Consider the following 9,661-nt stretch of genomic DNA (forward strand, 5'->3'; position numbering starts at 1 on the left):
CTGTAACCTTATGTTTATCAAATATTTTAACTTATTTTTAGCCACATTAAAATTAATCTACAATGAAAAACCCTTTACTTTTTTGCACACTCCTTTTGTGCAGTGCGTCCCTCATGGCGCAGGTTTCTTTTACCAATCAAAATAGCGCTATTGGTTCGTACCCCGATTATTCTGAAGTAGGAGTGGATATGAATGGTGACTATCTCGATGATTACGTTCGAGTTAGTGATAATGGAATTGGAATTGATTACCAACAACCGGATGGTAGTTTCATTTCTACATTCATTACCATGCCAATTGCCAACGTTCCAAACTGGAGTATTGCTGCAGCCGACATCGACAAGAACGGTTATAATGACCTTGTTTTAGGAAATGGACAGCGAGTTTCCTTTCTATTTGCGAATTCTGATGGAACCGGGTATATAGAAGACCTTCATCCGGAATTTATTTTTTCACAACGTTCTACATTTGCCGATATAGATAATGACGGAGATATCGATGCATTCGTGTGCCATGATATTGACGAAAGCCATCCCTATAGAAATGACGGAGGCCAAACAATGACCTTGGATCAAGACTTTTTTCTAACCTTGGACCGACCCGGAAACTACGCCGCTATCTGGGTGGATTATGACAACGATGGCGATCAAGATATGTATCTTACAAAATGTCGTGGGGGCGCCGCACCGGGTGATCCAAATAGAGATAACGCCATGTATACTAACAATGGTGACGGCACGTTTACCGAAAATGGTCAAGACATTAATATGCGTGATAATGCACAGTCTTGGGCTACGGTCTTTGAGGATTTCGACAATGATGGCGACTTCGATGCCTTTATAGTAAATCATGACTTCCAAAACCGTTTTATGCTCAACGATGGTACCGGAGTGTTTACAGACATTATTGCTACAACTAATATCAACGCAAATGATTTAGGTGCTTGGGAGAACCAAGCGGGAGATTTTAACAACGACGGATTCGTTGATATTTTTTCTGAATTATCAAGAGAACTGTATTTGAATAATGGAAATTTAACCTTTACGGGGGTAGATCTTCCATTCGATGAGGGTGCCATTGGTGACTTTAACAACGACGGATTCTTAGATGTTGCCAATGATGGTGACCTATGGATTAACAATGGAAATTCAAATAACTGGATCAAAGTAGGCCTGGAAGGTGTTGAAAGCAACTTGAATGGAATCGGTGCCCGTATCGAGATCTATGGAGATTGGGGTATGCAAATTCGTGAGATCCGTTCGGGACAAGGGTTTAGTCACATGAACTCTTTAGTGGGTCACTTCGGAATAGGAACCAGCACGACCATCGACCAGATCGTAATTCATTGGCCTTCCGGAAATGTAGATGCTATCGACAATCCTGCCATCAACGAAACCTTGATCGTTGTGGAAGGAAGCAATCCGTTAGCGGTGACAGATTTTGAGATCGAAGGAATACGTATTTTCCCGAATCCAACCAGCGATGTGCTTAATTTTTCCCTGAAGGGATTGGAAAATACGCCTGTACGTATTGTCGATATCAACGGTAAAGTGGTGAACCAAACCACCATTAGCACTGGAAACAATATTAATGTCGCTGCGCTTAAAACGGGTGTATATTTTGCCCAGTTTGAAGTTGAAAAACAAGCGGTAAGCTACAAGTTCATTAAAAGATAGAAACACTTCTCTCTCTTAAAATATAAAAAAGGCACTCTCGAGTGCCTTTTTTCGTTAAGGATATTCTGCCACGCTTATAGTATCCAACTTCATTTTAAATTTTAGCCATGTTTCCAAGCGCTTCATTTGTTCCCGCCGTGATCTACTTGATACCCCGGTCTTCCATTTAACATTAATAACAGGTAATGTGTCAATCTTTTCAAAATTGGTTGTAATCTTATTTGAATAACTGAAGGTCTCGATATCTTGATAATTTATCTTTACTTCTTCGCTCAACTCTTGAAATGGCACGTTCTTAATCTTCAAATTAGCGATCTCATTCTCTAAGAACGAAATGCGATCGTCCTTATCCCGAATCACCTGCTCGTTCTTTACGTAAAGGTCTTCAAGAATGCCTGCCTTCACCTCTCCTGAAAGCTTTTCGGCAAAAGCCCCGCTTTGGTCTGTCCCTTGAAAGATTCGAAGATTTACATCGCTTAATTGTTCGGTATCGTTTAACATGGCATTCCACTCGTTGATCTTGGTTTGTGGTACTGGCTGACCAATAAGATAGACGTCGATAGATTGAGTTTCGTAATCTTGTGTGGATTTCACGATCTCTGCTCCGTCATACCTAATCGTTTCCTTTACAAATTCCTTTGCCCGATTCTCATACACTTGAACTTTTAAGAGGTTCAAGAACAAAATGATGCTAGGCACCATCACTACCAAGGCAATAAGGGAGGCCACCTGTGCAATTCGCTTTCTGCGCTTCGAATTTGCATAACGAACCAAAGGAAAGCGCAGCAATTTCGAGACTATAAAGGTGGAGAGTGCTATAAATGTAGCATTGATCGAAAAAAGATAAAGAGCGCCGCCGGCATACTGTACATTCCCAATCGCTAACCCGTAACCCACCGTACATAAGGGCGGCATAAGCGCTGTGGCGATAGCTACCCCAAAGATCACACTGGCTATAGTTCCACTTTTGGTCTTCGCAACAATTAATGCCAAACCGCCAAAGATAGCAACCAATACATCTAAGATAGTGGGATAGGTACGCGCCAGTAATTCGGGGGTTTCTTCAGTGAGGGGTGACAGCTTAAAATATAGAAAGGCTGTTAAAACACTAAGAAACACCATTACGCCAAGATTGATAAGCGAACGCTTTAAGGTCTCAACATCATTAATTGCAACGGAAAGCCCCACACCCACAATGGGACCCATCAATGGCGAGATCAACATGGCACCAATCACAACAGCTGCGCTACTCACATTGAGCCCGATGGAAGCCACGAAGATCGAGAATATAAGGATCCAGGCCGTATGTCCTTTAAAAGAAATATCTTTCTTTACTGCCTCGATGGTCGCATCCCGATCTGAATCTCCTCGAATGTCCAGTAACTCCCGTAGAAACTTCTTGATACCTTCCCAAGTAGTCAGCTTCACAGAATCAAACTGTTCATCATTGGGCGTTACCTGTACGTCCTTTTTATTTTCTGAAGTACTCATAGACTACGTGTATTTTTCACCAAATTTTTTTCCTACCTCTTGAAGCAAGCTTTTTATATCTTGTTCCTTTTTCTTCGGAAAGATAAGCAACACTTCGTCCTTATCCACAATAATATAATCACTAATACCATCTACAACCACCAATTTTTCTGAAGCAGTGTAGATCATATTTCCTTCCGCATCCTTAAGATGTGGGATGGCGCGAACTATGGCATTCTCCTTAGGCTCGTTGGTCATTTTATCGTATAAGGCACCCCAGGTACCCAGATCGTTCCAGTCGAAAGCAGCTTTCTTTACAAAAACATTATTTGCATGTTCCATGATACCGTAATCGATCGAAATATTCTCGGCCTTAGCATATTGCGCTGTAATAAAATCCGACTCGGCTTCGGTGTTGAGCACAGGGACACCTTCAGCAAAAAGTGCATACATTTTCGCCATATGCTGTTCAAAAGCGTTGAGAATGCTTTTAACACTCCACAAGAAGATTCCGGCATTCCATAAAAAATTTCCTTCCGTAATAAATTGTTTCGCCGTTTCGTAGTCTGGTTTTTCACGAAATTGCTTCACTTCTTTAATAGGACTTGCTCCTTTTTCAACACTTTCAATATAGCCGTATCCGGTATTGGGAAAGGTAGGCTGTATCCCTAAGGTAAGCAGCATATCCTGCCTTTGGCAGGCATCAAAACCCATTTGAACATCTTCAATAAAGGCCGCTTCGTCTTCGATCCGATGGTCACTGGGCGCAACTAACATAAGCGCATTGGGATTCTCCTTCCGGATCTTTAATGCGGAAAGTAAAATACAAGGAGCCGTATTCCGCATAGCGGGCTCAAGAACTACCTGCGTGGCATCAATCTGGGGTAGTTGTTCTAGTGTGAGATCTAAGTATCGTTCGTTTGTAAGCACGTAGATATTTTGAGACGGAATAAGGCGGTTGAGTCGGGAAAAGGTCTTTTGCAGCAGACTCTGACCCGTTCCTAACATATCGTGAAATTGTTTTGGAAACGCCGTAGTGCTCACCGGCCAGAACCTTGAGCCTATACCACCGGCCATGATCACCGCATAATAATTTGTATTCATTCTCTTAGTGTATAAATTCAACTTCGGCATTGGGGTTAAACAAATATATACGCCCCGTAGCCACTTCCAAACATTCGTATCGTTTCACTCTTTTATTACCGCGTTTAAACACCTTCCCATTGTGTAATCTAAAAAGTCCGTTTGGGGGTATTTCAAAGATATAGTTTTTATCGTTGGCAGGATCGTATTGTTTCAAGGCCAATGCCAGTGTAGCATCTGTATCACTGGTCGCTTTTGGATTCTTAAAATGAAGCGCTAATAAGGGCAATAACTGTGGTGGGAAAATTTCGGGTCTTAAAAACGGCAACATGAGTTGTTGGAAGGTAAATTTCCATTCTTTCCCATGAGGCTTAATAGTGCGTCCATACTTTTGAAAAGCCACTAAATGCGCGATCTCATGGATAAGTGTAATCAAGAAGCGATACCTATTGAGATTTGCGTTCACTGTGATCTGATGGTGACCGTTGGGCATCCTTCTATAATCCCCATGTCGTGTGACCCGTTCGTTCACGATCTTTAGATGTACATTGTTAACTTTTATCAATTCGAATACGGGTTGTACGGCAACTTCCGGTAGGTATGTGCTAAGAACTTTCGTCATTCATTAGGGCGTTGAACTAGAAACTTGAAGAATTTTGCCGTTGTAGAACTTCTGACCATTCTTTGCAAATTCTGTAATATACCGGGCCATTTCCAATGCGGAGACCGGTGGCTCGTATCCGGGAAACGCTTCTTCCAACATTTCGGTCTTTACAGCACCAAGGGCAAGTACATTAAAGGAAGGGCCCGTCTCTTTATATTCTTCTGCTAATATTTCGGTAAGTGTACAAAGTGCTCCTTTACTACTGCTATACGCACTAAGTCCCGGGAACTTAACACTCCCTTGCACCCCACCCATACTGCTAATATTCACGACATGGCCGTCATGTTTCATAAAGGGAAGTATGTTTTGGATCAATGCAGCAACACCAAAAACGTTCACTTCGTAAGATCTTTGAAACGAAGCCATGCTTATTTCGGCAAAAGGAGTAGTAACCAAATATCCGGCATTATTGATGAGTATATCGACATGTCCCCAGTTATCTTTTACATAGGTTGTGACCTGTTGAAGGTCGTCACTGTTTGTAATATCAAATGGAATAGCTTTACAGGATTTCAAATTTAAACCGGAGACCGGTGATTCATTTCGGGAAAGTGCCAAAACGTTATGCCCGTCTTTGGCAAACAATGGAACCATTTCGAAACCAATTCCTCGGCTCGTTCCTGTAATAATGATGTTCTTCTTCATATCCTAAATATACACAAATCCCGCTATCTTCATGATACCTGAAAATAGCGGGATAGCGTTCATGGCAACATAGCTTTATACAAACATGGTTACCGGATTCTCTATATATTGTCGTAAGGTTTGTAAGAATTGGGCACCTGTTGCACCATCTACCGTACGATGGTCACAGGCTAAAGTGACCGTCATCGTATTTCCAATTGCGATGGCTCCATTCTTCACTACAGGTTTCTCAACAATAGCCCCAACCGATAAAATTGCGGAATTGGGAGCGTTGATGATGGAAGTAAATTCTTTAATTCCAAACATTCCTAAATTTGATACGGTAAAAGTACTTCCTTCCATCTCCTGCGGAGTGATCTTCTTACTTCTTGCCTTACCGGCCAATTCTTTTACATTGGCACCTATTTGCGAAAAGGTCATCTGGTCTGCGAACTTCAAGACGGGTACCAATAAGCCTTCGTCAACAGCAACGGCGACGCCAATATGAATATGCTTTGCAATTCGGGTAGCATCTCCCGTCCATTGACTGTTAACTTGCGGATGTTTGCGAAGTGCCATAGCACATGCCTTTACCACCATGTCGTTAAAGGATATCTTGACCTCCGGATTGGCATTGATCGCCGTACGTGCGGCAATGGCATGATCCATATCCAATTCTATAGTTAAGTAGTAATGCGGTGCTGTAAATTTCGATTCCCCCAAACGTTTTGCAATGGTCTTTCGCATTTGCGAATTCTTGACCTCCTCAAAACGTTCTTCTCCTGCAGGCGTGTATGCTTCGACGCCTCCGGAAGCAGGCTGATAATTCTCGATATCGCTCTTTATAATGCGTCCGTTTTCCCCGCTGCCTCGTACCCTACTCAAATTAATTCCCTTTTCCTCTGCCATCTTTTTAGCCAAGGGTGAAGCGAATATACGACCTCCGTCTTGGCTGGATGCCGCTTGGGTTTGTGATGGTTTTGAAGCGGATTTTTCGGTTGTTTCTGAAGTCTTTTTTGCTTCGGAAGTAGATGGTTGCTCTTTCTCTTCTTTTTCTGAAGGTTTCGAAGTAGGTTTCTTAGAAGATCCCGTCTTATAATTCTTTAGTATATCTGAAACATCGGTGCCTTTTGGCCCAATCACAGCAAGCAAGGCATCTACCTTTGCCGTTTCTCCTTCAGCAATACCAATCTTCAATAAGGTTCCGGCATAGAAAGATTCAAATTCCATAGTGGCCTTATCGGTTTCAATTTCGGCCAAAATATCCCCTTCTTCTACAGCATCGCCCTCTTTCTTCAACCAACTTGCCACCGTTCCTTCTTCCATCGTGTCACTTAATCGCGGCATGGTGATGATCTCAACACCTTCAGGAAAATCCTTCGAGCCATCTTCGGAGGTTTCTGAAGTCGCCTCCTCCTTTTCAGAAGTGGTTTTAGATTCAGCCTTGGCTTCTTGGTCGGCTTCAGCTTTAGAAGATTCTTTTGTTGCTTCCGAGGCACTACTACCATCGATGAGGCTAGAAATATCCTCATCCTTATCTCCTATGATCGCAAGAAGGCTGTCAACCTTTGCGGTCTCACCTTCAGCAATCCCAATATGCAACAATGTTCCTTCGTAGAAAGATTCGAATTCCATGGTCGCCTTATCTGTCTCAATTTCAGCTAAAATATCTCCTTCAGCAACCGTATCTCCAACTTTTTTCAGCCATGTGGCTACGGTGCCCTCTTCCATGGTGTCGCTTAATCGCGGCATGTTAATTACTTCGGCCATAGCTTATAATTTGTGAGGTAAAAATGGATAATCTTCCTGTTCGTATACGGTATCGTACATCACATTCTTTTCAGGATATGGTGAATTTTCGGCAAATTCTTCACATTCGGTTACCAAATCCTTTACGCGTTTATCGATCTTTTTGATATCGGCTTCGGTGGCCCATTTCTTTTCATAGATCTTGTTCAACACATACGAGATAGGATCTTCTTCTTGCTTTTTTGCAACTTCTTCCTTGGTGCGATAGTGCTGCGCATCACTCATGGAGTGACCACGGTATCTGTACGTACGGATTTCTAAAAAGGTAGGTCCGTCACCGCGTCGTGCCCGCTCAATCGCTTCGTCCATTTCTTTGGCAACCACTTCGGGTTTCATTCCGTCTACGGGTTTGCAAGGCATTTCATACCCGAGACCTAATTTCCAAATATCGGTGTGATTTGCGGTACGTGCCACAGATGTTCCCATGGCGTAGCCATTGTTCTCCACACAAAAGACTACCGGCAATTTCCACAACATGGCTAAATTGAAAGTTTCATGTAAAGCCCCTTGTCTTGTGGCGCCGTCCCCCATGAACGTGAGGGTTACCGCATCACGCTCGAAATATTTATCGGCAAAAGCGATCCCGGCCCCTAATGGGATCTGTCCGCCCACAATACCGTGGCCGCCGTAAAACCGGTGCTCTTTTGAAAAGATATGCATAGACCCCCCCAACCCTTGAGAAGTACCGGTGGCTTTGCCGTAGAGTTCAGCCATCACGCGTTTGGGATCAACGCCCATGCCAATAGGCTGCACGTGGTTTCTATACGCGGTGATCATTTTATCCTTGGTAAGATCCATGGCGTGTAAGGATCCGGCCAATACAGCCTCTTGACCATTGTAAAGATGTAAAAAGCCTCTTACTTTTTGGTTGATATAGACTTGCGCTAGTTTGTCTTCGAACTTACGCCAAAAGAGCATGTGTTCGTACCAGTCGAGATACGTTTGCTTTGTAATTTTTTTCATGAACCAGTTGTCATCATTCCATTGCGGAATGTATTGCACGAATAACAAAAATACTATATTCTGAAGGACTACAAAACAGCTAACTCTTAATTTTACTCGAATAATTAAAGATAGGAACTGTCAAATACAAGAGGTAATAGTTCTTTAACAGAAGCTGCCTTTACCACAGGCCCCGTTTCTCCCATAAAATAGATCGCCAAAGGCTTTTTCTGATTCACTTCATACTCTGCCAAGGCCTGCCTGCAGGCACCGCAGGGAGGTGTAGGTGTATTCACGGTGTGATTGAGGGATCGAACCGTTAAGGCCATATGTTTAATGGTTTTCTTTGGATAGTTAGCTCCGGCATGAAATACCGCCACACGCTCTGCACAAAGACCGGAGGGAAACGCAGCATTCTCTTGGTTGCTTCCCATAACTATTTCGCCCGTTTCCAATTGCAATGCCGCCCCCACCATAAAACGCGAATAAGGCGCATAAGCCTTTTCACGAGCTTGCTGCGCCTTATTCATAAGATCTTGTATGTCTTTTGGAAGTTCTAAGAGAGAATCAAAAACCTCCAAATGAGTTTCAATCTTTATTTTTTTCATTTCTAGTATTCGTCATACTCATCCCCAAAATTGAAGGTAAGTCCGAAACGGAGTGTTCCTTCCAATGGGCTCACCACATTGGATGTAGAGAAGAGGTACGACAGATCGATATTAATTGCTGTATATTTAAAACCGGCCCCCAGAGACAAGAACTTCCTGGATCCTTTTACATCACTTTCATTGAAGTATCCGGTACGAAAAGCAAATACATCATTGTACCAGTATTCTGCACCTAAAGCCCAAGTGAATTCTTTCAACTCTTCACTAAAGCCATCCGGAGCATCGTTGAAAGATTTAAAAACTCCTTCAAAGAAACCAATTTGTTCGTATTCTTGGTCGTCTTCGGCATCGATATCGCCATCACCATCAAAATCCTGCGGCGTAGGGACCAATAGTTTATTTAATTCAAGAGACACCCCGACCTTATTGTATTCATCTAAAATGAAGTCGAAACCACCTCCTAAAGCAAGGTTGGTTGGAAGGTTGTTCTCTTGTCCTGTTTCATCGTATTTCAGTTTTGGACCCAGGTTCGAGATGTTAAAACCGGCTCTCCATCTTCCGTCAAAATCATTATAGGCAATTTCCTCACTCTGGTAATATCCTGCAACATCTACCGCAAAAGTACTTGCTGCACTAGCATCACCAGAAGTTTGGGAAGGAAATCTCAAATTAGAATTTATATAGCGTCCGGCAACGGCCATAGAGAAACGCTCGCTTAATCGAAGTGAATAAGACACATCAAAAAGAAACTCGTTAGGATTCACGATCAATGGCTCTTGGTCTGC

The 9,661-nt window shown here is 42.8% G+C and carries 9 protein-coding genes; 1 reads left to right on the top strand and 8 read right to left on the bottom strand.

The window, feature by feature from the left end; all coding sequences use genetic code 11:
- The first annotated feature begins 62 nt into the window (after window positions 1-62).
- Window positions 63-1,676, top strand: a complete 1,614-nt coding sequence (locus AACZ11_RS10795; protein WP_290624897.1) for an FG-GAP-like repeat-containing protein — start codon at window positions 63-65, stop codon at window positions 1,674-1,676.
- A gap of 54 nt (window positions 1,677-1,730) precedes the next feature.
- On the opposite strand, the gene AACZ11_RS10800 is transcribed toward AACZ11_RS10795, so the two are convergent.
- From AACZ11_RS10800 to porV, 8 genes are all read right to left on the bottom strand, one after another.
- On the bottom strand, window positions 1,731-3,167 hold the full coding sequence (locus AACZ11_RS10800; RefSeq protein ID WP_290624898.1) for a DUF389 domain-containing protein: 1,437 nt from the start codon (window positions 3,165-3,167) through the stop codon (window positions 1,731-1,733).
- A 3-nt stretch (window positions 3,168-3,170) separates the two neighbouring features.
- The gene (locus AACZ11_RS10805) at window positions 3,171-4,250 is read right to left on the bottom strand and encodes a mannose-1-phosphate guanylyltransferase (protein WP_290624899.1); all 1,080 of its coding nucleotides are present in this window, start codon (window positions 4,248-4,250) and stop codon (window positions 3,171-3,173) included.
- A gap of 4 nt (window positions 4,251-4,254) precedes the next feature.
- Window positions 4,255-4,851: a SprT-like domain-containing protein gene (locus AACZ11_RS10810; protein ID WP_290624900.1), complete on the bottom strand. Its 597-nt coding sequence runs from the start codon at window positions 4,849-4,851 to the stop codon at window positions 4,255-4,257.
- 3 nt (window positions 4,852-4,854) lie between these two features.
- On the bottom strand, window positions 4,855-5,538 hold the full coding sequence (locus AACZ11_RS10815; protein ID WP_290624901.1) for an SDR family oxidoreductase: 684 nt from the start codon (window positions 5,536-5,538) through the stop codon (window positions 4,855-4,857).
- A gap of 75 nt (window positions 5,539-5,613) precedes the next feature.
- The gene (locus AACZ11_RS10820) at window positions 5,614-7,287 is read right to left on the bottom strand and encodes a pyruvate dehydrogenase complex dihydrolipoamide acetyltransferase (RefSeq protein WP_290624902.1); all 1,674 of its coding nucleotides are present in this window, start codon (window positions 7,285-7,287) and stop codon (window positions 5,614-5,616) included.
- A 3-nt stretch (window positions 7,288-7,290) separates the two neighbouring features.
- The gene (pdhA, locus tag AACZ11_RS10825) at window positions 7,291-8,289 is read right to left on the bottom strand and encodes a pyruvate dehydrogenase (acetyl-transferring) E1 component subunit alpha (protein WP_034259382.1); all 999 of its coding nucleotides are present in this window, start codon (window positions 8,287-8,289) and stop codon (window positions 7,291-7,293) included.
- A 104-nt stretch (window positions 8,290-8,393) separates the two neighbouring features.
- On the bottom strand, window positions 8,394-8,876 hold the full coding sequence (gene cdd / locus AACZ11_RS10830; protein ID WP_290624903.1) for a cytidine deaminase: 483 nt from the start codon (window positions 8,874-8,876) through the stop codon (window positions 8,394-8,396).
- A gap of 2 nt (window positions 8,877-8,878) precedes the next feature.
- Window positions 8,879-9,661: type IX secretion system outer membrane channel protein PorV (gene porV / locus AACZ11_RS10835; protein ID WP_290624904.1), on the bottom strand; the 783-nt coding region annotated here is incomplete at its 5' end.

This window comes from uncultured Altibacter sp. (assembly GCF_963972995.1).
In the GTDB taxonomy this organism is placed as follows: domain Bacteria; phylum Bacteroidota; class Bacteroidia; order Flavobacteriales; family Flavobacteriaceae; genus Altibacter.

What these genes read in the sequence shown, in the direction of transcription:
- AACZ11_RS10795 (WP_290624897.1), top strand. Translation starts at nt 63, where the DNA reads ATGAAAAACCCTTTACTTTTTTGCACACTCCTTTTGTGCAGTGCGTCC.
- AACZ11_RS10800 (WP_290624898.1), bottom strand. Translation starts at nt 3,167, where the DNA reads ATGAGTACTTCAGAAAATAAAAAGGACGTACAGGTAACGCCCAATGAT.
- AACZ11_RS10805 (WP_290624899.1), bottom strand. Translation starts at nt 4,250, where the DNA reads ATGAATACAAATTATTATGCGGTGATCATGGCCGGTGGTATAGGCTCA.
- AACZ11_RS10810 (WP_290624900.1), bottom strand. Translation starts at nt 4,851, where the DNA reads ATGACGAAAGTTCTTAGCACATACCTACCGGAAGTTGCCGTACAACCC.
- AACZ11_RS10815 (WP_290624901.1), bottom strand. Translation starts at nt 5,538, where the DNA reads ATGAAGAAGAACATCATTATTACAGGAACGAGCCGAGGAATTGGTTTC.
- AACZ11_RS10820 (WP_290624902.1), bottom strand. Translation starts at nt 7,287, where the DNA reads ATGGCCGAAGTAATTAACATGCCGCGATTAAGCGACACCATGGAAGAG.
- pdhA (WP_034259382.1), bottom strand. Translation starts at nt 8,289, where the DNA reads ATGAAAAAAATTACAAAGCAAACGTATCTCGACTGGTACGAACACATG.
- cdd (WP_290624903.1), bottom strand. Translation starts at nt 8,876, where the DNA reads ATGAAAAAAATAAAGATTGAAACTCATTTGGAGGTTTTTGATTCTCTC.